Consider the following 22,806-nt stretch of genomic DNA (forward strand, 5'->3'; position numbering starts at 1 on the left):
AGAGGGTTGTCTCCATGCAAAAATTTACGTTGTCCGAACAATTGTCTGGTCCGAGCCTGCACGAAGTGGCGGATGCCGCCGCCAGGGCCATCGCGCCGTTATGGCCGCTTGCCTCAAGCGTAGCCGTCAATCCCTATCTTGGGCAGACCGGGCTCGATCTGGCCCATACTGCGGCCCTGCTGACGCGGGTCAGTTCAGCGACCACAATCATGCCGCGCGCCTGGTTTGCCCAGCGCATCGAGAGTGGGATGATCACCGACGATGATCTTTCAGCAGCGCTGAATAATTGCTCCTCTGCCTTACGCCCGAAAACCGTGGAAGAGTTGAGGCTGGCGCTACAATGTGCCGCGCCGCCGCGTACGCCTTTGCCGACGATAGCCGATCTGGCGGCAGAAGTTTCGAAGATCGACTGGCCAGCCATCATCAACGAACGTTTCGGCCATTGGGCGGCAAGCTGGTGGGACGAGGGCCAGGCGTTATGGGCTGCGCCTAAGGGTCGTGGCGCCTTCAGGGCATGGCAGGCGGTTGCAACGCATGATCTGACCCCTGAAATCGCAGGGCTGCATGGCTTTGCCGCTTTCGTGGCTGATGCCCCTGATAGCGCGATGGAGGCGATGGCGCGTCATGTGGCGCTGCTTGGTCTTCCTGCCGAGGCGTGGCCGACGTATTTTCATTCCTTGCTGATCACGCTGGGCGGGTGGGCACAATATAGTCGGTATCAGCAGTGGCAGGCCGAACTCGGTGGCGGCCGAGACGGCGCGCCGGTGGATCTTTTGTCGATCCGGCTGATCTGGGAAGCGGCACTATATGTCCAATATGAAGCATTGATCGGCGCAAAATGGCGCGATGTGATGGCGGCCCATGCCGCTCCGTGCGAACCTGATGCGGATCACACCATCGATGCGATCCTTCAGGACGCGGCCGAGCGTTCCGCGCAGCGCGCATTAGGCCAGACGCTCAAGAGCGGTGCTGTGGCCCCTATACAGGCAGCACCTGTGCTGCAGGCAGCGTTCTGTATCGACGTGCGCTCCGAAACCTTCCGGCGGGCGCTGGAGTCGGTTGATCGAGGCATTTGCACATTGGGCTTCGCCGGGTTTTTCGGGATTGGCGCGTCACACCGCAGACTTGCCTCCGATGTCCCCGAACACCGTTTGCCGGTGCTGCTCAATGCCAGCGTAACAAGCTATTCTGGCACAGCCGCTCACGAGGAAAAGGACCGTTCCGAACGCTATCTGGCCCGTGCACAACGTGCTTGGGGGCGGTTCAAGCTGGCGGCGGTATCGTCCTTCGCCTTTGTTGAGGCAACCGGGCCAATCTATTTCGGCAAGCTGCTGCGCGATAGCCTCGCGCTCAAGAAGCCGCCTTTGCCGCATGATCCCTTGCCGGTGTTCGATCCGCCCCTGGCGCGTGATCAGCAGATTGCGGCGGCGGCGGCGGTTCTGCGCGCGATGTCGCTGACACGTGAGTTTGCGCCGTTGGTTTTGCTGGTCGGTCACGGGGCCAATGTGGTCAATAATCCGCATGCGAGCGGCCTGCATTGCGGGGCGTGCGGCGGCTATTCGGGCGAAGTCAACGCCCGGCTACTGGCGAGCCTGCTGAATGACCCGGATGTCCGCACAGGGCTGGCCGCAGCCGGAATCTGCGTTCCGGCAGAAACGCTATTCCTTGGCGCGCTGCATGACACAACCGCTGACGAGGTGCTGATTTACAATGAGGATCATCCTTCTCCTGGGCACGCCACTGCTATCGCGCAAGCGCGTGCATGGCTGGCAAGTGCCGGACTGATCGCCCGCAGTGAACGGGCCTTGCGCCTTCCACGGGCGACAACCGGTAAGGACATCCCTAAGCGCACGCGCGATTGGGCAGAGATCCGCCCCGAATGGGCGCTTGCCGGGTGCAAGGCCTTCATCGCCGCGCCGCGCGCGCGCACTGGCGGAACTAGCCTGAACGGACGCGCCTTCCTGCATGACTATGTCTGGCAACAGGATGAAGGTTTTGGTGTGCTTGAATTGATCATGACCGCACCTGTGGTGGTCGCTAGCTGGATTTCGCTGCAATACTACGGCTCCAGCGTCGATCCCGAGGTGTGGGGCGGTGGCAACAAGTTGATCCACAATGTCGTTGGCGGGATTGGCGTGGTCGAAGGCAATGGCGGCACCTTGCGGGCAGGCCTACCGTGGCAATCGGTTCATGATGGGGCCAAGCTCGCCCACGAGCCTTTGCGGCTGACAGTGTGCATCGAGGCGCCAGTGAAGGCGATGACCGAGATACTATCCCGGCATGACAATGTGCGTGCGCTGTTTGATAATCACTGGCTGCATCTGATTGCGCTTGATGATGAAGGACAAATGACGTGGCGTTATATGGGCGATCTCAAATGGGAAAAGACTGATGCCGAAGGCCGCGCTGCGCCGCCAGAAATGATTGCGGCATGACAACCCGGTTACGTCCAAAACTTGCCCCGCGAAATCGCGCCTGTTTAAAGTATGCGCCGAGACCCACGTTCGTCATCGAGGAAATTCTTCAGCCTTCCTTATGCTTATCGCTAGTCATCCAAATTTCATAAAGTATTCAATGTGTGCTGCGATGGAATATCAAGCGGGCCAACTCTTCAGGATGGCCCGTGACTGGGTCTGCCGGTTTCACCACCGCTGCGAAACGGCAGGTGAGTCCCGCGGGCTGCAAGGCTGGCTCCTGGGCGTAAACGAGGAGCCGGTAGTTCAAATTTCCTCGGTTTCTGAGAGGGTAAGCGCGTCTTCGACGTTAAATCGGAGATAGCGGACCGTATTCTCGGTTTTGCTATGGCCAAGACGTATCCTGACTGCGCGAAGGTGCCGGTCATCCACTAAATGATAGACGCCTTGGTTCGCCAAAGCGAATGGGTGGCGTGTTCGCTGCGCATCAACCCGACTGCGGTCACCCTTCCATAAACAAGCCGAGCATACGGACGGGAAGACGCGTATCGGTGGAGCCGTTCATTGGAGGAGACCTGTTGGCTGAAACTTACCCAAGCACACAGCGCTAATAGGGGATGTTATACTGCACCTGGATCCTCAGAAATTGCCATTGCGCGGTTCAGAAGCCCGAAGCCGGTATCCCAATCGTTACCACCTCATCGCCTGATTTCACCGGCGGGCCGGTGATGCCGTAGAGCGCATAACCATCGACCGGCGAACGGAGCCGTTCCAACTCTTGGCCTGTGTAGTCCCTGATTGTCCCGATGATTTCGCCCTTTGCCAGAGGACGTGGACCAAGTTTGGCCGGATGGAACAGGCCAGCATGTGATGCCGTGACAGAAACCGTGCCTTCAAACAGACGTGCAGGGGGCTGGACGTCAGGCTTCGCCGCCTCGACCATGCCAAGCAGCTGGAGTGCAGTCTCGACCCCGGCTGCGATAGCAACGACATGCTTATCCTCACGGCTGCTGTTCTGACCGATCTCAACGAGAATTGTCGGCTTGCCCATCGTCACGCCCTGCCGATTGAGCGAGCGCCCGCGGTCGATCTGCTCTTGGCTCTCCATGCTGTAGCGCACGATATTGGGAAAGCCGAAGCCGCGCGCGACCTTCAGCGCCAACGGGAAATCGGTGGCGAGCGGTCCGCCATAGACGCCAATGAAAGGATCGAGAAATTCGGCCCCGTCACCGCTGTGCACGTCCATCAGGAAGGCGCTGCGGCCCACCACTTCGCGAGCGATGAGGTCAGCGATGCGCTCGGTCTGGGTGCCGCTGGCTTTGCCTGGAAAGACGCGGTTGAGGTTCTTGCGATCGACCGGATTGACGTTGGGCGATCGTCCTTCAAAGCCGGGAATGTTCGCGACGCGCACCAGTACCAGCGTGCCCGTCAATTGCGCCGGATCGATCCGCTCTGCCAGTCGCTCGGCTGCAAGGATCGACGCGAATTCGAACCCATGCACCCCGGCCACCACCGCCAGCACCGGGCCGGGCTTTGCCCCGTGGATGACGGTGATGGGAATGAAGGTCGAACCGTCATTCCCCGCAGGCACGATGATGCGAAAATCCTTGCGTGTGCCGGGATCTATAGCTTGATCGGCAATGGTGAAGGTGTGGATTTGTGCCGCTGCCGGAAATGAGGTGAGCAAAAGCAGCGCTAGGAATATGGATCTGAGCACGATCATGGTTCGGCCTTGTAGCGCGGCAATTTGGAAAACACCGCCGGATTATAGGGCGGGTCGCGGAACAGCAGCGGATAGTGAAACGCGCGCAATTGTGCATGATAGCCTCGCACTGCGTCTTCGTAGCTGATCATCCCTGGGGTATCGGTCTTGGCCAAATGTTCAAACCCGCGCTCGACCAATGCCGCTGGCGACAGGAAGGCTGCGATCCCGGCGGCTTGGTCGCGCTTGATCCGGCCTTCGCGATAAGCCTGCACCACCGGCGCGGCCTCCTGATCGCCTACCTGCTGGAACGCGTAAAACCATTTCCATTCGAACGGTTTGGTGACCGCGCTCTGCGGCTCCCACTCGGGATGGGTAGTGAGAAAAGGGCGCATGGTCGCTTCCTTAGGCCGATCCCACGCGTCGTTCACCGCCTCGCGCTGAAGCATCAGGATTTCCGCGCCGTCTGGTACGGGGATGATCGCCTCTATCGTCGCCCGCGCAACTGCCGGGATAAGTAACGCCAGCGCAAGCCAGATGCCGACCAGCGCGGCCAGCAGCACTGGGGGAGCGGCTTGCAGGCGTCCGACCAGCTCGGTGATCAGCCACCAAATCAGCATTGCGCCAAGAGCCAACGCACTTGCGACAAGCACCTTGCCAAGGGCGGTCCCCTCTATGGCTGCACCGATCCAGAACGGCAGCAACAGCGCAAAACAAAGGCAAGCAAACCGCACCCCCGCGCGCGGCAACCACAAGCGCGCAGGCTTGCCCGCGGTCGCCACCAGGAGATTATGGCGTCCCGCCACGCGCTCGGCGCCGCGCAAATCGTACAAAAGGAGGATCAGCAAGAGCGGCGCGACCGCCGCGGCGAGGAAGGCAAAATCGAACCGCCCAATCAGGCCGAAATCAGCGTTCTTCGTATCGGCTTCGTGGATTTGCCCTTCGAGCGCGAGCATCCTTATCCGGTGTAGCCACGGCGCCGTGTCGCGCTGGCCGAGCGCTGCAAAGGCAAAGTCGGACGGCGGTGCATAGGTAAGGTGAAAGGCCCCATAGGCTGCGCCGCCCCAATCCTCCTGACCTGCTAAAGCATTTGCGCGATCCTTGGCATCCTCGACAAGCAGTTCGGCGATGGTCGCGCGCTGTTCACGCACCTCGGCAAGGCCGAAGCCCGTTGCAAAGATCGACAATATAAAGGCCAGCGCGATCCACAGCAGCGCCCCCCTGTCCCGCAGCAGGAATCGCGCCTCGCGCACCACCGCGCTCATGGTTTGAGCCTCCGCGCACCGACAGTGATGATAACGAACAGACCAAGCAGCCACCCCAGCATCAAAGCCAACGGCAGGCCTGCGCGGGCAAGCCGTTCGCTCGCCGGATCGGGCGTGAAACGAAAGGTATCGAGCAATCGCCATGCCTCGGCGTTGACCCGCGTGCGTGCCTCCGCCTCGGGATCTGAACTGCGCTGCGCATCGTCAGCGTATGTCAGCGCGGTGGCATGCAAATCATTGAGGCCTTGCACAAAATCGAACCGTAGAGCTTCACTTTCGCGCATGAAGCGGTGATGAGTGGCAAGGTCCGTGCCCGCTAGCGTGCGCGATGCCGCGCCAACAGCCAGTGTCGGCGATGCGAGGCCAAACAGCGTCACGATCCGTGATTGCTGCGCTTCCTGCCGCATTCGGCTTTCAGCGAATGTGTTCATAAGATCAGTCAGCTTGGCCTCGGAATGGCCAGCGACGACGCCGCGCCAGTTGATCGGAAGCTCTTCGATGTTGGCCGCTTCGTATTGTTCTAGCACCTGCTTTTGCAAGGCGTCGAAAGCCGGATCGGAGGCATTGTGTCCGTCGCCGAGGGCGCGCTGCTGCGCCAGCATGACAAGATCGCTCTCGATTTTGCCCGACGCATCGACCGCTGCACTCCCCGCATTGATAGCGAGCCGCGGGACGACCAGCGCCACCAGCAACCATGCGAATATCAGCATACCGAGCGCAACGCTCCGCTGACGCACCAGGAGTGATACCGTCAGCACCAGCGCAGCCCACACTCCGAGGTAAAGCGCATAACCTGCAAGTAGCATCGCCCCGGCCAATGGCGCTTCCCCCGCTAAGACGGAAGAGATTGCCAGCGCCGCGACCGGCACCAGAAACAGTCCCGCCACGCCGGCCAGTGCCAGAGCTTTGCCGCCCGCGATCACAAACCCCGATTGCCCTTGCGCCAGCATCACTGCCAGCGTTCCGCTTTCGCGTTCACGCAGCACGATACCGTGGCCGATGATGATAAGCAGCAACGGCAGCAGCAACTGGTAGATATTCGCCGGGTTGAGCGCTGCAAAACCGCCAAGGTCGGCGCTCGAGCGGGTGTCAGCGAACATCGCCGTATTCTGCCGGTGGCCTTCAAGGAAGATCGACTGCCCGGTAACGGCGTCCACGCCCGGATCGAACGCGGCCAGCGGCGGCGGCGAGCGAAAGGCGTAATGGCCGTAATGGACCATCCGGTGCGGGTGACGATCAGGCTGGGCGAAGAAGGTGGCCTCGGCGCGCTCCTGCTGCGCCGTGCGCTTGGCCCCCTCGTCGCCGACACGCATAGCGGTCAGTACGCTCGTTGCAGCAAGCAAGACGGCCACAGTCAACGCGGCGACCAGCACGACCCGCGATCGGGCCCATAACCGCCATTCCTCGCGGGCGATGCGTAGCGCAGTCTTCACGGCGTCAGACGTTCGGCAAATGCAGCGTGGACGGTTTCGGTATCGATCCGCGCGCCTTGGGCCGCCTCGAAACTGCCGACCAGCCGCCCGCCACGCAGCAGCCCGACGCGGTCGGCCACCTGGCACGCGCCGTAGACATCGTGGGTCACCATCAGCACTGTCCGCCCGGAAGCGGCGAGCGATTTTACCATGTCGTGAAATTCGTCGATCGCCACCGGATCGAGGCCCGAGGTCGGTTCGTCCAACAACAGGATCGGCGCATCGCGCAAGAGCGCCAATGCGATCGCGGTCTTCTGACGCATCCCTTTGGAATAGGACTGCATCCGCCGGGTCCGCGCTGCCTGCGGCAAGGCCACCTGATCCAGCGCCGCGTCAACGGCTGCGCGTGTCACCTTGCGCCCTGCCAGATCGAGAAAATAGCCTAGGTTTTCGTAAGCATTGAGATGTCCGTAAAGTGCTGCGGCCTCAGGAAGGTAAGCGATCTGCGCGCGGGCCGCTTCGACATCGCTTGCCATTGTCCGGCCATTCACCAGCACCTCACCGCTCGACGGTTGCAGAAAGCCGAGCAGGGTCAATAGCGTCGTCGACTTGCCCGCTCCGTTGCCGCCGAGCAGGGCATAGACTTCGCCCGGCGCGACGGTGAAGGACACGTCGTTCAGGACCACAGCACCATCCCGAACGAGCGATAGCGCACTGGCTTCGAGCGCTGGGATCATGATCTTTCTCTTGGCATCGGTCAAAACTGCCCACGAAGTCCAATCGACGCGGTGCGCGGGGCACCCGGCTGCACCCACAGCGGGGCATAGCTGTTGGCATACCAGCGCGCATCGAACAGGTTCTGGATCGCCGCGAACACCCTGAGCCCTGCAACCGGCTCAAACTCGCCGAACAATCGCACCAGCGTGTGCGAAGGTAAGGTGAAAGCCGTGCCAGTCTCTCCCGACCGTTCGCCCACATACTGGATCCCTGCACCCAGCGATGCCTCGCGTCCAGCGACGGCAAAGCGCTTGCTCGCCTGCGCGTTGAAGTTGTGATCGGGGATGTTGATCAAAGGATCGCCGGGGCGAACCTGGAAGTTGAAATTGGGTTCCAGCAACGTCGATCTGGCTTCAGCATCGATATAGGCATAGCTGACCAGAACATCGACATCACCGGGAAGCTGGCCGGCCACATCGAATTCCACCCCGCGACTGCGGGCTTTGCCGATCGCAACGGAAAAGCCTGGATTGCCAGTGTCGCTGGCAAGCACATTGTCCTTGTTGAGCTGGAACACCGCCAAGGTTCCATTGAGGCGGCCGCCGAGCGTTGTCAGCTTCATTCCAATCTCGGTGGAGACGCTTGTCTCCGGCTCGAAGATCGTGCCAGTCACATCAGTGCCGATATTGGCACGGAACCCCTCTCCGTATGCGGCATAAAGCGTGAGCGGGGCGCTAAGTTCATAGACAATACCGGCTTGCGGGCTGAACCGGCCGACACTGCGCTGGCTGTCAATGCTGGTCAGGCGGTTGAGTGTGCGCAGGCTGACATCGTCGTAGCGGCCGCCGATCCGCACTTGCAGGCGGTCGGTCAGGCTGATCTGGTCCTGCACGAAGAACCCGCTCGACCGCTGCACATCGAGCCGGTCATTCTGTGGCCCCGGGGTCGGCAAGGGAAAGCGGCCATACACTGGATCGAGGATGTCGATGATATTGCCCGCCTGCGCCGAAGGATTGCCGCTGAGCGGTGGTGGACGAAAGCGGCCGAATTGCTGATCATTATCGAACTGATCATGATCTGCGCCGATCAGAACCCGGTGGCGCAGCGCACCAGTTTCGAATTCGCCGGACAATTCTGCACGCACCACCCATTGCCGCGAATCGTAGCGGCGCGAACGACGCTGGCGTGAAAGCGATCGCCCATCGCGGAACAGTTGCTGGCGCGAAGGGACGAGTTCGGGGTCGGACGAAAAACCCGTCAGCAAAGTATCACGCAAGCTTGCACCGACAAGCACGCTCCAGTCATTGCCGAGATCGTGCTGCACGCGCAGCTGGTGCCCGGTTGCGCGGGCCACGTGGTCTCCATCACCGGGCTCTCCCAGAAAGCGGGTGAAGGGCACCGTGTCGAAATCGCCGTTCAGCACCACTACGCCGCGGTCGAACGGGGTTTCGACGCGCGAGTATTCAAAATCATAGGTAATGCGCGTGTTCTCTCCGATCGTCAGACCAATCGAGGGCAAGAAACCCCAGCGACGCTGATCGACCTGGTCGCGAAAGGTGTCTCCCGTTTCGCCGTAACCGATCAGACGCGCGGTGAGGCCATCGGTCAGTGCGAGATTAAGGTCAGCCTCAGCCCGGAGCCGATCAAAACTGCCATATTGAATTGATGCGCCGCCGAATGTTCGCCCGATCTCGGCCTGTTTGGTTACCAGATTGATGGTTCCGCCAGGCTCGCCGCGACCGAGCACTGCAGCCGCCGGCCCTTTCAGCACCTCGATCCGTTCGAGCCCGGCGACATCGCGGGGCCCGCCGAAGCCGCGCCCGCCATTGAAGCCGTTGATGAGGTAACCGGTCGGAATGTTTTCGTCACCCGTAAAGCCGCGGACCGCAAAACTATCGAACAGGCCGCCCAGTGAATTCTGCCGCGAAACCGATGCATTGAGATCAAGCGCATCGGTCAGGCGCAAAAAATTGTTTTGCTGGATCGCTGTATCCAGGATCACGGCGATCGACTGAGGGATCTCGCTCAGGGCAAAGTCGCCGCGATAGGGCTGCCGCACGCCTGTAATCAGAATGTCAGCTGATGTCGCGACTCCGTCGGCATTGTCCGTGCTGGCAGCGCCATCTCTTTCATCAAGGTTACTTGTGCTTTGCGCCCATGCGGGAGAAACCAAAGCGATGGCGGACGCGCCAAGAAATGAGGCCATTTTGCTGGCGCAACTCGCTTTCATTGGGGTTCCTGACGTAGAAGTGCCTTGCGCTGTTGCCCTGCAAACCCGAACGAGTTTGCATCGGCATGAGACAAGATAACATCGCCTATGGTCTCGGGGTAACTCTGTCAATCGCGTGTTCGTGCAGTGGCGCCAAAGCCGCCCGCGCAAAATCCCATCACCGCGGCCCGATTTACCATCACTGCGGACTACGTAAGCATCCGCTGCAGACCTGCTGTCTCAAGAGGGCCGGGCTGCTGCGAAAGCGTGTTTGCTGGCACTGATCGTGTTTAGATGACACGACAAAACGCACGGCAGACCTTCGCCTTTGGCCCCGGCACCGGCGGTACTGTCGGCGCGCAAATGGCCGAATTGCGCACGACTGCTGTGATCAGTGAATTGCAAATGCAGCGTTTGCGGGGCAGTGACGAAGCGCCGCAGACCGCGCCAGACTGCCTTATGTATGGATAAGGCGGGATTACCATGAGACGCAAACACAATTGAACTGTGCCTGATATGCCGGAAAAACCCCTACCCAAGGCGCTGGCCTTTGATGTGTTCGGCACCGTGGTCGACTGGCGCACCAGCATCGCGCGTGAATCCGCCGTGTACCTCAAAACGATTGGCATCGACGGCACTGATGCTGCTGCCTTCGCGGATGATTGGCGCAATCAGTATATCACCGCGATGATCGGGATGAAGACATCGGGCCGCGCCTTCGTACCGCTCGATGCGCTCCACCGCGAGATGCTGGAAGCAACCTTGCGTACGCGCGACGTCAATCCGGCTCGCCTTGATGCGGCGCTGCTGGATGATTGGAACCGCGCCTGGCACCGACTCGATCCTTGGCCTGACACAATCGAAGGGTTGAACAGGCTGAAGGCGCGTTTTTCCATTGTAACCCTGTCGAATGGCAATATCGCGCTGCTACTGGCGATGGCGCGGCGGGCCGGCTTGCCGTGGGACGCGATCCTGGGTGCTGAGGTGAGCGGCGCCTACAAGCCTGATCCCAAAGCCTATCTGCACACCGCCGAGATTCTGGGGATCGCTCCACACGAATTGGGCCTTGTCGCCGCGCATCACAGCGATCTGGCAGCAGCCCGCGCTTGCAGGTTGCTGTGCGCCTATATCGACCGCCCCGACGAATACGGCGGCGCACCCGCGCCTGATGCGCACCATGAACAGGCATGGGACTGGTCCGCCGCTAGCCTGACCGATCTGGCGGATCAACTCGGCTGCTGAGCAAGGTCTCTTGATCTGAAATCTGGCGTCGTTATCCGCGGCATCGCCGTGGGATTGCGGCAGCAGCGTTCTGCGCAGGAAAGCGGCAGACCCCCGCAAGAGGGCGCAATTTGGCCGCCGGGAGCGGAAATCTCACATCTTAAACGGTGCTCGGCAAAGCCAAGCGGCGGGCCGCGTCGTAACTGCGCGGCCAAACACTGCGTGGCATGCCGGATGGAGAAGACGATGGACTACCTGGACTTCCACGAACTAGTGATACTTTTCAGTGCGATCATAGCCTTTTGCCTGTGGCAGTATTGGTCTGCCAACCGTGCCTTGGCCCGTACCCGCGCACAATCCGCTACGACGAAAGCGGCAGACCATGATGGTAAGCCAACCGCCTCATAATCTAAGGCCCAAATCATCCTGCGGTCTCTGAAAACCCTTTCAGGCAAGCGTTCCGGCTGGGGCGGCTAATACCGTCTAGCCTGTATCACGCAGCCGGGCGTTGGCCATTGGCCTAGGACGATGTCTCACTCGCCAGTAACCAGAGGTATTGATGGGGGATTTCGGCGCGCTCAACTGGGGAATCGTCGTCACGTTTCTTGCAGGAAACCTGCTGTTGGGATGGCGCGTGTCGCGCCGGGTCCAGACATCCCGAGAATATAATTTGGGCTCGGCTGCCACGCCGTGGTGGGCGGTGGGCCTGTCCGTGATGGCGACCTATGTGAGTGCGCTGAGTTTCTTGGGCGCGCCCGCCTGGGCCTATTCCGACGGGCTGGCCGCGCTGGCCATCCATTTGAATTACCCGGTGGTGATCGTCATTGTGATCACCTTCTTCCTGCCATTCTTCTATCTGTCCGGCGTCGCATCAATTTACGATTATCAGGAGCGCCGGTTCGGGCCGACCTCACGCGCTGTCATCGCCGTAATCTTCCTCGTCACACAGGCGCTTTCGACAGCGGCCATCTTGTATGCAACGGCGTTGGTTATCCGCTTCATGACGGGTGTGGAAGTGTGGCAAGGCATCGTTTTCGTGACGCTGCTGGCGCTGGCTTATGCTGCGATGGGCGGCATGCTGGCGGTCATCTGGACCGATGTGTTTCAAGCGGTGGTGCTGCTGGGCGGGGCGCTAGTGATCTTATGGGCCTTGCTTGACGCAGCGCCCGTATCACCTGTCGAAACGCTCGCGGCGTTGAAGGCGGCGGGGCGACTATCCGCAATTGATACCAGTTTTGACCTGACCAAAACCACCACGATCTGGGCCGGCCTTCTTGCGATGACGGTGTTTCACGTCACCGTGTATGGCGGAAACCAGATGATGGTGCAGCGCACGCTGGGCGCACACAATATTGGCGAAGCGAAGAAAAGCTACCTCCTGATGGGATTCATGGCCTTCGGCGTCTATTTCCTTTTCTTCATCATCGGCGTGCTGGCGTGGGGGCATTACGGCGGCAAAGCCTTTGACAATCCCAACGAGATCATCCTGATCTTCGCCCGTGACAGCAATATCATCGGGCTACCCGGCGTGCTGGCCGCTGCGGTGCTGGCGGCATCCATGTCCACGCTGAGTTCGGCCTTCAATTCGATGGCCACCACCACAGCAGTCGATTTCTGGCGACGCTACTGGCAGCCCGCCGCGGACGATGCGGCGCAGTTGCGAATGACCCGCTGGTTCACCGTGGTGTGGGCTATTGTGATCATCGCACCGGCGCTGGCCTACACCCGATCGGAAGGTTCGATCCTTGAAGTGCTCAGCCGGATCGGCAGCTATTTCGTGGGCGCAAAGCTTTCGATGTTCGTGCTGGGCTTCTTTTCCAAGCATACCAGCGAACGGGGGCTGCTGATTGGCGTCGCAGCAGGCTTTGTCGCAATTTGGCTGGTGGCCACCCAGACCGCGATTGCCTGGCCGTGGTTTGCGGTGATCGGATCAGGCGTCAATATCGGCGTTGCCTTGCTAGCATCTTTGGCGCTGGACGGGCGGCGGGAAAGTTGGGCGGAATGGTCGGTCCCCGGCCTTCTGGCCGCGCAAGCATCCGCAGGAAAATCGCTTACACAGGCCGATGCGCAGGGTTGGCAAACCTTGCCGGGACGGATGGACCGCGCCTCCCGGCCGCTGCTGGTCTATTTCGTTGGCACGATCCTGTTGCTGATCGGGCTTGAGATGGCGGTTCCAACGATCAATTGACGATCCGCCAACGCGCGCGCGGGTCTTTGAACGCCAGTCCCGGTGATGGCGTCTGGCAGAGTGTGGCAATCGCGCAACAACCGGCAAAAACGTCACGAAAAGCGACGTGAATCGCTGCTTTGCGCTGTGCGGCTGGTCCGATGCCGGGGTCGAACCGTAGCTGACGGCGGCACCATTGGTGTCAGCGACAAATCACGAATTTCAGGCACAGGTATCGCCCGTTCATGGGCCGCAACCTGTGCGCAAAGGAGATAGAAATGCGTTCTGCCATTATGGCTTCATCCATGATCCTGGTGCTGCCTGCGGCTGCCAATGCTCAGTCAAACACCGGGGAGGATCCGGATATCTCCGGTGAAATCATCGTGACAGCGCAAAAGCGCGAACAGAATGTGCAGGATGTGCCGCTGTCGATCACCAGCATCAGCGGCGATGTGCTGAGTGAGCGTGGGATTGACGACATCAGCACGCTCAATACGTCTGTTCCGGGGCTGAACTTCGGACAATCAGGCACAGATGCGCGGCCCGCGATCCGCGGTGTGCGCACCGAAGAGGTAGACGCGGCCAACGATCCGACAATCGGCTTTTTCGTCGATGGCCTTTACAAGCCACGCACCGCGCAGGCGCTTGCGGCCTTTGTCGATCTTGCGCGGGTCGAAGTGCTGCGCGGGCCGCAAGGCACTCTGTTTGGCCGCAACACCTATGGCGGTTCGATCAGCCTGATTTCGCGCTTGCCGGTGGATCGGTTCGAGGCATCCGGGTCCATCCGCTATGCCAGCTTCAACGATGTGCGCGTCGAAGGCGTGTTGAACGCGCCTTTGGGGGATCGGACTGCCGTGCGCCTTGTGGGCATGGGGCAGCAATCGGATGGCTACGTCAACGTACTGGCACCGCGCGTCGCGGGCGGCGGGCAGGCGAGGGATTTCAACGATAACGACCAGTGGTATGTGCGCGGCACGCTGCGACATGATGTTTCGGACGATGTTCAGATCATCGTGCGCGGCAGCCACTGGGCGCAAGATGGCACCGGCGCGGGCGGATTTGGATACACCACGGCTGGCACGCTGCGCGCCAATCCCGGCGCCGGAGCGGGCCTGGCAACGGGCGCGCAGGATCTGGGAGGGTTCCTGGACCGAAACAATCCGCGCACAGGCGCTGCACCCGGCCCATCGGACCGTGATCCTTACAATGTGTTCCGCGATACCGATCTCACCCGGCGCACCCGCGAAACCGTGGTGAGCGCCGAAGTTTCAGCATCGCTGGGCGCGGTCAACCTGAAGTCGATCACAGGCTACGCCGATTTCAGCTCGTTCCGTGTGGGTGACGAGGATTTTTCCGAAAGCTTCGGCTCGTCACTGGATCTGGATACCCGGTCAGAGAGTTTCAGCCAGGAATTGCAGTTTCTGTCCGATTATGACGGCCCGGTGCAATGGGTGGCCGGCCTGTATTACTTCAATGAATCGGCCGTCGAAGACTTTTTCTTCCGCACACCTGGCAATCCCAATGCCTTCACGTTCCGGCAGGATGTGACGACCGACAGTATCGCGGTGTTCGCACAGGTTGACTGGAAACTGGCAGACACCGTCACACTGGTGCTGGGCGGACGGCAGACCTGGGATGACAAGCGGTTTATCTATGAAAGCCCCGTGGGCGCGGCCGACCTGAACCCCGACGAGGCGGATTTCGCGCGCTTCACCTGGCGCGCTGGGCTGAACGTTGAACTGACCCCAGATAACCTTCTGTACGCGTCGGTCTCCACCGGGTTTCGGTCCGGCGGGTTCAACAATGGCGGCAATCCGCCCGTGCCCTTTTATGGCTCGCAAACAGTGACGGCTTACGAAGCGGGGCTGAAGAACACCTTCCCGGACGCCGACCTGACGTTCAACTTTGCTGGCTTTTACAATGATTACAACAATATCCTGGCCAATACCTTTGTTGATATCCCGGGCACGACCACAACCGTGGTGGCGCGTTCCAACGCGGGGTCATCGCGCGCCTATGGTCTGGAGGCCGAACTGGCCTGGCAACCGCTCGACGGTTTGAAGTTGGATGCCAGCGGCACCTGGCTCAACGCCCGATTTGACGAGTTTGTCGTGTCGAACCCGCTGGCGCAAGCAACGGGCTTTGATGTTGTGGCTGGCACAACCAATCAGCTTGATCTGTCCGGCAACACTATCCCGCTCTCGCCGGAAATCACGCTTTCCGCAGGCGCCAGCTATCGGATCGATCTGAACAACGGTGGCAGCCTTACACCGAGTGGTCGGCTGTTCTGGTCCGACAGCTATTTCGTCAATGAGTTCAACTACGATGCCGGCATTGATGGGCGTGATGTCGGACGCCAGGGCAGCTATTCGCGCACGGATCTCAGCCTGACATGGATGTCGCAGGATGAACGCTTGTCGTTTCAGGGCTTTGTGCAGAACCTTGAAAACCGGGCGATCCTGAACCGCAGTGTGATCGGTGGGCAAGGCGCCATTTTCCAGAACTATGCGCCGCCGCGCATCTGGGGCGTGAAGGCAGGGTTCAACTTCTAATCCGCTCTCCCCCTGCCGGCGCGCGCTGGCAGGGGGACTTCGCCGCCCACCATACCGCGATGCAGCGTTCTTGGCCCTACCACCGCGCTATGATCGGCGCGGTGCATGGTCACACGGTTATCCCAGATCAGGATATCCCCAGCGCGCCATTCATGGCGGTACACATGGGCGGGACGGAAACTGCGCCGATAGAGCAGCGAGATAATCCGGGCTGACATCGCAGACTCTACCCCTTCGATCGCCACACACCGCGCCGGGGTCGACAGGTAAAGGGCGGTTTCTCCTGTGATCGGATGGCGCCGAAACAGGGGATGCCATTGCTCGTCGTCAACACCGTCAAGCCCGCTGCAACGGTGCAACACCGTGCGCCCGTCAAGGCACGCCGCCCAGCGCGACGGCAAAGCCGTAGCCGCCTTTACTTGGTCGCAAAACAGGGTGGCCCCGCCCTGCTCCGGCAGCAGTACGGGCCGGAGCGCGGTGAAGGATGGCGGCGCCTTGAAGTAGCTGGAATCGGTGTGAAACTGGCTCACCGGTGGCCTGTCGCGCCCGACATTGCTGACCACATTCAAAAGGGGCGCATGGGCGACCGGCGTCTCTCCTTCCGTGAAGGCCAGCGGCCCGAACCCAGCCAGGAACCGCATGAATTCGTCGTCATTGCAGCGTTGCTCGCGCAACACCGCGACCCGCGCAACGGCAATTTGCCGGGCCAGGGATGCAAAGTCGATTTGGGGATCCGCACAGTCGATCCCGGTCACTTCGGCGCCAAAGGGCGCCAATGGCCGCACCTGCATCAAATACCCATTATCACACGCAGCCGCGGATCGAGCGCGCCTTGTGCATCGGTCAAACTCGGCAGAACGAGGTCAGCCTGCCAAAAGTCCTGGTCGCTGGCAAAGGCGCCGGGCACGGCAACAGTGGTGATGCCAGCCCGCACGGCCGCCATCACGCTTACGGCGGTGTCTTCAATAGCGATAGCGTCTTCGGGTTTGGCCCCAAGCCGCTCGAGCGCCGTCTCAAAGGCCTGCGGGTCTGGCTTTCCGCTCTGCACGTCCGCTCGGCCAATCACCACGTCAAATTGATCCGGCGCAATGGCCGGATCGAGCCCCATGATCGCGTCGATATTGGCTTGCTCAGTCGAAGTCACAAAGCCGCGCTTCCAGCCCCGCGCGTTAGCAAGCGCCATCAGTTCAACGACACCTGCACGCAAAGCCGGCTTCGTCTCCGCAATCTCAGCGCAGGCAAGCTGCGTCTTTCGCGTGTGGATTTGCGCAATTTGCGCGGCAGATAAGGCCTGACCCGTGGCAGCCCCCAGCATGGCCAGCCGATCTCTGCCGCCTGATTGCAACAGCAGTTCCCGATAGATGGCTTCGTCCCACTGCCAAGCAAGGCCAGATTCTCGCAGCGCCGCATTATAGGCGCGTCGCTGAATGTCCGAACTTTCGAGAATTGTACCAATCGAGCCGAACAACAACACGGAATTTGACACGGGCGGCCTTCCTTTACTTTGCGAGCTGGCGGTCCCTTGCGTCAAGTCCGTAGACGCAAACCATGACGCCGCGCCGGCCTAGCGATGTGACAAGGATAAAGCCATTCATGACACACGCGCCGTTTAAGCCGCCAATGTGTCAGCAACAAGCGGCTGCGCAAAGAATGCGGCGGGTTTATTCATTGTCTGAGATGACCTGTCTAACGCTGGCGGGTGCGTTGCCGGTTTCTGGCGCTGTTCAGACAAATCGTTTCAGGATCAACGCCATGCTCTGATGGGGCATGGCCAATGCCCCCAACAGCTGAAACCCGCTTGACGCTGTCAGCAGCCCGCCGGTCATGGCCATGGGCAATGCCAGCACGCCGATACCCAGCGCAAGGCCGGTGATCGCGGCCCCCGCCAGCACCAGATGGACCGGCTTTTGCGCGGCAAGATCATCGCGAATATCCGCCATGTGGCGCGGCGTGTGGAATGCGCAAAAATACAGCGCGAAGCCGACCACTGGTGGCAAAACCGTCAGGCTGACAAGCATGAGCGCGAAAACCGCTGGCCGCACCGGTCCGGAAGATCGACCGATCAGAACTAGAGCCATGCCCGCCACCAACAAGGCGACCGGTGCTACCAGAATAAAAATGCGCGTGGTCCATACCGCGACAACCGGATTGGCCATCGCCGCAAAAATCAGCGACACCTGATCGATATTGCTGATGCCGATTGCGCAGATCGGCGCAAACCCCAGAGCCACCTTGAACAGGCTCTCATCCGTCTCGGGCCAGTCGGCGCCAAAGTGGAGGGCTGCGGTTATCAGGAAAAGGGGGAGGACAAACGCGGGAACGATATTCCACCCCGCCAACATCAGAACAAAAATGCCGATGTAGACAGTCGTGAATGTCAGCAACTGCGCGCGGCCCAGGCCTGCGCTTTTAGCAGCGCGGTGGATATCGAACGCGCCGTGGGGAAGACCGCCAATCAGGAACAGAACGGTTGCGCTGACAAGGATAACATTCGGATCATACTGCGTGCTGACCGCAGCAAAACCACAGGCGATTGCGATCGCAAGCAGTTGAAAATGCCAAAGCCCCGCCGCCGGCATGAATGCCGAAGACGGGGCCTTTGCAACATTTAGGTGCACGTTTCGGTTAGCCTGCGGTGACAGGACGGCCTGTGCCATCATCATATGTGCCTGCTTCAATCTCCGTCTTGCGCACGGCGATCATGTAAATCAGCACACCGACCACCGCCTTGGCGACGAGATCTGCAACAGTGTAGCCGATCTGGATGATGCTTTCTGCGGTCGGACCGGTCACATCGGCAAACGGCGCCATGTACACGATCGGATAGAAGCCCCAGCTGGCAAAGGTCAGCAAACGTGCCTGCTTGATTAGGCCGCGAACGCCGACATGCTGGCGTTCAATTGCTTCGCCCAAGCCAGAAAACAGCTCGTACACGATGTAAAGGAACGGAATGGTCGAAAGCGCGCCCCAGATTGCACGGGTCGTGTTGTCGTCGGCAATTTCACCCGGATATCCCAGAGCAATCATCAGCGCTGCGGCAAAACCCAGCTTCGTCGACTTGCTGACGGTTTCGGACCGGGTGAGGCCCATGACCAAGACGATCTCAATCAACAGCAGCGGCACGGTAAGCAGCCAGTCAACATAGCGGTAGGCATCGTTGAAGGCATAACCGGTCGCGGCGAGCACGCCTTCCTGCAGCGTGAAGGCCGAAGCCCAGCTCTCACCGATGCGCCAATAGTGATAGGCGGCGATAGCACACACGAGGCCGGAGATTGTGACCGCGCCCTTGTAGCGCGGCGAGACTTGAGAACGATTGAGCCACAAGAACAGCGTCGTGGCTGCCATGGTGGCAAAAGTGAATGAAAACGCGTTGAAAATCAGAGAATACTGAAAGGGGGAGAGCAATTGCTCCATAGTCTGCTCCTGCTTCGTGCGCCGGTTTTTTGGTCCCGGAGTCTTGAACGACGGAAAAAACGCCCACGCAGGCCGGAATCGGGATGGGGGGAGTGCCCGGCTGCGTGGACGCCGCGCAGCATATGAGCCGGGGTCGCGGGGAAGTTAACATGGACCTTGGGCCAGCCTAGTCCAAAGACCGTATCGGAGCAGCGTGTCCGGAATGCCGCCGGCGTCGTTAAATCCCGGCCTCAACGGCCAGCCGAATCAAATCGGCCTGCGTGCCGAGCGCCAGCCGATCCATCACCAGGCTGCGATGCATTTTTACCGTCTTTATCGAGAGATCGAGCGTTGCGGCGATCTGTTTGTTGAGAAGGCCTTTGGCCACCAGTTTGGTCACTTCCAGCTGGCGCGGGGTCAGCTGTTTGATACAGGCAATCGCCCGTTCACGGCGGTTTTCGCTGATGCTTTGCGCGCAGCCCGTGATCTCAATCTGGGTACCGAGAAAATAGATCAGCTCGTCGCCATCATTGTAAATGGGCGCAACCAGCACGGCGTTGCGGAAGGGTTCTCCGGACTTTTTGTAATTCAGAATCTCGACAAGCACGGGATGATGATCGCGCGCGCCCTCTCGGATTTTTTTCGTCATCCAAGGCTCGGTCCCGGCACCGGACAGAAACCGGCAATTGCGATCAAGCACCTCGCCCGAAGAATAGCCGGTGAGATCAATAAACGCCTGATTGACCGCGACGATCGGATTATCGGGAAGGCGCGGGTCCGAAATAATCGTTGCAACCGGTGTGGCAGACACCACGGTCCGCAGCGATTTTGAAAGCCGGGAGGTTTCGGAAAAATAGGCTGCTTGAGCACGTTCGCGGGATCGCCGGTCGCCCGGCTCAGGCGCAGCCATGCGCGTCACTGCATCGGAATCTTCGGTCTGCGAACCCAGGCATGCTTCAGGACGCTCAAACTCTTGGCGCGTTTCTCTGAAGCCTAAAGAACTGCTCATGGCTTTCAAACACGCGGCGCGCCCGTCCGTTCCATTTACCCAGCCGTATGAACGGCCTGTCGTTTGCTTCGGCCTGAGACCAGCGCCCCCACAACATCGCCCTGTGTTTGCAGCCACGATGGCGTCACTTGCCGATCATCACGAAGTTGGGACATGCGGACAAGGTTTTGCGTCCAGCCTTCATGGTTGAACGGTCATGAAATATTGCGGCACCACACTTGGAATCTGTGCTTTGCGTGACATTCCGACGCTGAAGAGTTAGTCAGTAATGGGGGATGAGCGCTATGGCTTTCAAGTGGACATGGGCAGGCTGGCTGATGCCTCTGGCGGCATTGCTCAGCCTCTCCGGCATTGCTTTGGCCCAGCCTGCGCTAGAACCGGAAAACGATCTCAGCACACCGGAAGCCGAAGCCTTCGGCCAAGGCCTGAACCCGCAAGAGCGGTCTGAATGGATCAACCGCAAGACCTATAGTGTCGAGGAATGGGACCACGCGGTCGCATCTGTCGTCACCAATACCGACGCCTGCAACAAGGGTGACGCACAGGCCTGCAAGGCTGCCGGTGATGCCTATGAGTTCGGCGATGGCGTGTGGCCGGTCCCCGCGATCGCCTATATCCTGTATGACGAAGCCTGCGAGGGCGGCGTAGGCACCGCCTGCCGCGCCTTTGTCGAATTATCCAAGACGGGCTACGGCTACCCTGAAGGCGGCTACGTGGAGCCTGAAGGCCTGCTCGAACGCGGCTGCGATCTCGGCGATCTCATTGCCTGTCACCTGTTTGCCGAGGAACTGCAGACATCAAGCGATGATCCGCTCCGCCGCGTGCAGGCGGATGCCATATTGGAACAGGCGTGCGCGGCGGGCGGTGAAGACGCCTGCCTATCGCTTGGCGATCGTCTGATGGCCAGCGACAGTCCCGAAGATCAGGACCGCGCCACCGGCATATGGGACGCCATGTGCCGCAAGGGTTTCGTGCCAGCCTGTCAGGCCATGATCTCAGTGGCGCAGAACGGGCAAGACCCTGATCCATCGCTTGCGCGCCAGTACCAAGATCTCGCCTGCGATTTCGGAAGCGCTGCTGCGTGCGTCGACCGCGCACAGCAATTCTATTTCGGGGAGGGCGTCGCAGAGGATCGTGACCTCGCCCTCGTCTATTTCGACAAGGGCTGCCAAGCGGCTTCGGATTACTGCGAAATAGCCGAAAGAATGCGCGCCATCCCGACCCTGCAAAACGCCTGCACGCCGGATGATGCCGAAGCCTGTGTCCGGCTTGGCCGCGCGCTCGGGTCGTACCCATCGTCGCAAGCCGACCGCGACGCTGCGCTTGCGCTGCTGCAATCAGGGTGCCTCTCCGGCTTGGGCGATGCTTGCGCCGACGCTGCGTTCATCATCGCCGGACGGTTCAGATATAGTGATCCGGCAAGGTTGGCGGCGATCAGCCCATGGCTCGAAAAAGCGTGCGCCACCGGTTTTCAGCGGGCTTGTTTTACTCTGGCGCAAGAGATTGAAAGGACCGATCCCTTCCGTGCCGCTGACCTTTACAGCGCAGCGTGCGATGCAGGACTGCTTGATGGGTGCGATCGCATCATCCAGTATTCCGGGCCTGAGGTTCCCGGCCTTCCCGCACCGCTTCCAGTCCTGGGATATTCGCGGCCCTTCTCGCGAGAGGCCTACGAGACCGAGATTTGTTTTACACAAAGCGAAGTCTTTCGCGGCAAGACCTATACGGAATTCAATTGCCCGCGCACCGAAAAGGGCATTCGCAGCAATCGGGCCGGACGCGAAGAAGCGCCGTGGCAGGCTCTGCTGTGGCGTCCCGCAAGGCTCAATGGCAAAGATGTGGGCGTGACGCGGCGGGTCTTGTGCGGTGGCACGTTGATCGCGACCGGATGGGTGCTGACCGCCGCACACTGTCTGAACGACGAAGGAAATACGATCAGCACGGCCGGCCACCGGGTCCGGCTGGGGGTTTTCAATCCGCAGGCTGATGAAGGGGTCAGCTATCCGATCCTGCGCACGATCCCGCATCCGCAATATGACCGGCAAAACAAGCTCGTCTACGATATCGCCCTGATCCAGTTTGATCCGCGCGCGGGCCGCGTCGGCACGGCCAACGATCCGGAAAGCGTCCGCCGCAGGAAAGCAATCACACCGGCAAAGCTCGATACCCTCGCTGTCGGCCAGCGCCGGATCGTGCGCGGGATGCCCGCCTATTCCTACGGCTGGGGCTGGACCGAAACGAAAAGCAGCAAGTCGACCAATTACCTCCAGATCGTGATCATGGAGATTATGAGCGAACAGGCCTGCACCAGGCAAACCGGGTTTGTGAACAGCCTCAGCGATGCCGCTCTGTGCGTCGGTGGCAGAAACGGCGAGCAGATGTGCTATGGCGATAGCGGCGGGCCGTTGGTCCAATACGGCAATCGCGGCGCGCAGGCGATCCTGATCGGCGTGGTCAGCGCCGGTATCAAGATCCCTGAAATACGCGCGGGCGTCACCATCGGCTACAAGACCTGCGGTGAAACCGGCCTGCCCAGCCAATACACCCGCGTTGCCAAGGTCAGAGACTGGATCGAAGAACACGTGGATGCCGTTCGGTAGAGACCCAGGCTTTGGCCCTGCTTGCTTCCGGTCACCTAAGACAACGTGCAGGCCCCAAGCCTTTGGCGGCTGAGAAATGATCCCTCCTACTCCCCAATGGTGTCGGCAGATCCTCCGTTCATCGTGTTTTGCGCGAATACGCGGC

The 22,806-nt window shown here is 60.5% G+C and carries 16 protein-coding genes; 6 read left to right on the top strand and 10 right to left on the bottom strand.

What is annotated here, in order from left to right; all coding sequences use genetic code 11:
* The first annotated feature begins 14 nt into the window (after positions 1-14).
* Positions 15-2,435, top strand: a complete 2,421-nt coding sequence (locus ACRANW_RS00945; protein WP_479432706.1) for a YbcC family protein — start codon at positions 15-17, stop codon at positions 2,433-2,435.
* A 640-nt stretch (positions 2,436-3,075) separates the two neighbouring features.
* On the opposite strand, the gene ACRANW_RS00950 is transcribed toward ACRANW_RS00945, so the two are convergent.
* From ACRANW_RS00950 to ACRANW_RS00970, 5 genes are read right to left on the bottom strand one after another with little or no spacing between them, the layout of a single operon-like run.
* A complete protein-coding gene (locus tag ACRANW_RS00950) occupies positions 3,076-4,101 on the bottom strand; it encodes a M14 family metallopeptidase (RefSeq protein ID WP_479432707.1) in 1,026 nt (341 codons plus the stop codon).
* A 32-nt stretch (positions 4,102-4,133) separates the two neighbouring features.
* Positions 4,134-5,381: a DUF3526 domain-containing protein gene (locus tag ACRANW_RS00955; RefSeq protein ID WP_479432708.1), complete on the bottom strand. Its 1,248-nt coding sequence runs from the start codon at positions 5,379-5,381 to the stop codon at positions 4,134-4,136.
* Complete coding sequence (locus ACRANW_RS00960; RefSeq protein WP_479432709.1) at positions 5,378-6,814, bottom strand: DUF3526 domain-containing protein; 1,437 nt, start codon at positions 6,812-6,814, stop codon at positions 5,378-5,380. The genes ACRANW_RS00955 and ACRANW_RS00960 overlap by 4 nt, the downstream gene beginning before the upstream one ends.
* Positions 6,811-7,530, bottom strand: coding sequence for an ABC transporter ATP-binding protein (locus ACRANW_RS00965; RefSeq protein WP_479432710.1), 720 nt, complete (start codon positions 7,528-7,530; stop codon positions 6,811-6,813). Before ACRANW_RS00965 ends, ACRANW_RS00960 begins: the two co-directional genes overlap by 4 nt.
* Positions 7,531-7,550: 20 nt before the next feature.
* A complete protein-coding gene (locus ACRANW_RS00970; protein WP_479432711.1) occupies positions 7,551-9,716 on the bottom strand; it encodes a TonB-dependent siderophore receptor in 2,166 nt (721 codons plus the stop codon).
* Between the two features lie 297 nt (positions 9,717-10,013).
* Here ACRANW_RS00970 and ACRANW_RS00975 point away from each other — a divergent pair, with 297 nt between their 5' ends.
* The 4 genes from ACRANW_RS00975 to ACRANW_RS00990 all read left to right on the top strand — a co-directional run bounded on the left by ACRANW_RS00975 (position 10,014) and on the right by ACRANW_RS00990 (position 15,659).
* On the top strand, positions 10,014-10,190 hold the full coding sequence (locus tag ACRANW_RS00975) for a hypothetical protein (protein ID WP_479432712.1): 177 nt from the start codon (positions 10,014-10,016) through the stop codon (positions 10,188-10,190).
* A gap of 45 nt (positions 10,191-10,235) precedes the next feature.
* On the top strand, positions 10,236-10,961 hold the full coding sequence (locus ACRANW_RS00980; protein WP_479432713.1) for a haloacid dehalogenase type II: 726 nt from the start codon (positions 10,236-10,238) through the stop codon (positions 10,959-10,961).
* Positions 10,962-11,499: 538 nt separating this feature from the next.
* Positions 11,500-13,128, top strand: coding sequence for a sodium:solute symporter family transporter (locus ACRANW_RS00985; RefSeq protein ID WP_479432714.1), 1,629 nt, complete (start codon positions 11,500-11,502; stop codon positions 13,126-13,128).
* Between the two features lie 257 nt (positions 13,129-13,385).
* Entirely contained in the window at positions 13,386-15,659 is a 2,274-nt protein-coding gene (locus ACRANW_RS00990) for a TonB-dependent receptor (protein WP_479432715.1), read from the top strand.
* Here the strand turns inward: ACRANW_RS00990 and ACRANW_RS00995 are convergent.
* The 5 genes from ACRANW_RS00995 to ACRANW_RS01015 form a co-directional block, all read right to left on the bottom strand.
* Positions 15,656-16,435 (bottom strand): TauD/TfdA dioxygenase family protein, encoded by a 780-nt coding sequence (locus ACRANW_RS00995; RefSeq protein ID WP_479432716.1) that lies wholly within the window; start codon positions 16,433-16,435, stop codon positions 15,656-15,658. The genes ACRANW_RS00990 and ACRANW_RS00995 overlap by 4 nt on opposite strands.
* 14 nt (positions 16,436-16,449) lie before the next feature.
* Complete coding sequence (locus ACRANW_RS01000; RefSeq protein WP_479432717.1) at positions 16,450-17,145, bottom strand: HAD family hydrolase; 696 nt, start codon at positions 17,143-17,145, stop codon at positions 16,450-16,452.
* 238 nt (positions 17,146-17,383) lie between these two features.
* Positions 17,384-18,238 carry a beta-carotene 15,15'-dioxygenase, Brp/Blh family gene (locus ACRANW_RS01005; protein ID WP_479432718.1) on the bottom strand — a complete coding sequence of 285 codons (855 nt, stop codon included), beginning with the start codon at positions 18,236-18,238 and terminating at the stop codon, positions 17,384-17,386.
* Positions 18,239-18,284: 46 nt separating this feature from the next.
* On the bottom strand, positions 18,285-19,073 hold the full coding sequence (locus ACRANW_RS01010) for a bacteriorhodopsin-like (RefSeq protein ID WP_479432719.1): 789 nt from the start codon (positions 19,071-19,073) through the stop codon (positions 18,285-18,287).
* Positions 19,074-19,290: 217 nt separating this feature from the next.
* Positions 19,291-20,061, bottom strand: coding sequence for a PAS domain-containing protein (locus ACRANW_RS01015; protein ID WP_479432720.1), 771 nt, complete (start codon positions 20,059-20,061; stop codon positions 19,291-19,293).
* Between the two features lie 284 nt (positions 20,062-20,345).
* Between ACRANW_RS01015 and ACRANW_RS01020 the strand changes: the two genes are divergently transcribed.
* A complete protein-coding gene (locus ACRANW_RS01020; protein ID WP_479432721.1) occupies positions 20,346-22,661 on the top strand; it encodes a trypsin-like serine protease in 2,316 nt (771 codons plus the stop codon).
* Positions 22,662-22,806 lie beyond the last annotated feature (145 nt).

Source organism: Erythrobacter sp. 'gip.4 top 5' (assembly GCF_056495765.1).

Coding starts and splice junctions, on each gene's coding strand:
- ACRANW_RS00980 (WP_479432713.1), top strand. CDS start 10,236: ATGCCGGAAAAACCCCTACCCAAGGCGCTGGCCTTTGATGTGTTCGGC.
- ACRANW_RS00975 (WP_479432712.1), top strand. CDS start 10,014: ATGACACGACAAAACGCACGGCAGACCTTCGCCTTTGGCCCCGGCACC.
- ACRANW_RS01010 (WP_479432719.1), bottom strand. CDS start 19,073: ATGGAGCAATTGCTCTCCCCCTTTCAGTATTCTCTGATTTTCAACGCG.
- ACRANW_RS00970 (WP_479432711.1), bottom strand. CDS start 9,716: ATGGCCTCATTTCTTGGCGCGTCCGCCATCGCTTTGGTTTCTCCCGCA.
- ACRANW_RS00955 (WP_479432708.1), bottom strand. CDS start 5,381: ATGAGCGCGGTGGTGCGCGAGGCGCGATTCCTGCTGCGGGACAGGGGG.
- ACRANW_RS00990 (WP_479432715.1), top strand. CDS start 13,386: ATGCGTTCTGCCATTATGGCTTCATCCATGATCCTGGTGCTGCCTGCG.
- ACRANW_RS00965 (WP_479432710.1), bottom strand. CDS start 7,530: ATGATCCCAGCGCTCGAAGCCAGTGCGCTATCGCTCGTTCGGGATGGT.
- ACRANW_RS01005 (WP_479432718.1), bottom strand. CDS start 18,238: ATGCCGGCGGCGGGGCTTTGGCATTTTCAACTGCTTGCGATCGCAATC.
- ACRANW_RS00945 (WP_479432706.1), top strand. CDS start 15: ATGCAAAAATTTACGTTGTCCGAACAATTGTCTGGTCCGAGCCTGCAC.
- ACRANW_RS01020 (WP_479432721.1), top strand. CDS start 20,346: ATGGCTTTCAAGTGGACATGGGCAGGCTGGCTGATGCCTCTGGCGGCA.
- ACRANW_RS00985 (WP_479432714.1), top strand. CDS start 11,500: ATGGGGGATTTCGGCGCGCTCAACTGGGGAATCGTCGTCACGTTTCTT.
- ACRANW_RS01015 (WP_479432720.1), bottom strand. CDS start 20,061: ATGAGCAGTTCTTTAGGCTTCAGAGAAACGCGCCAAGAGTTTGAGCGT.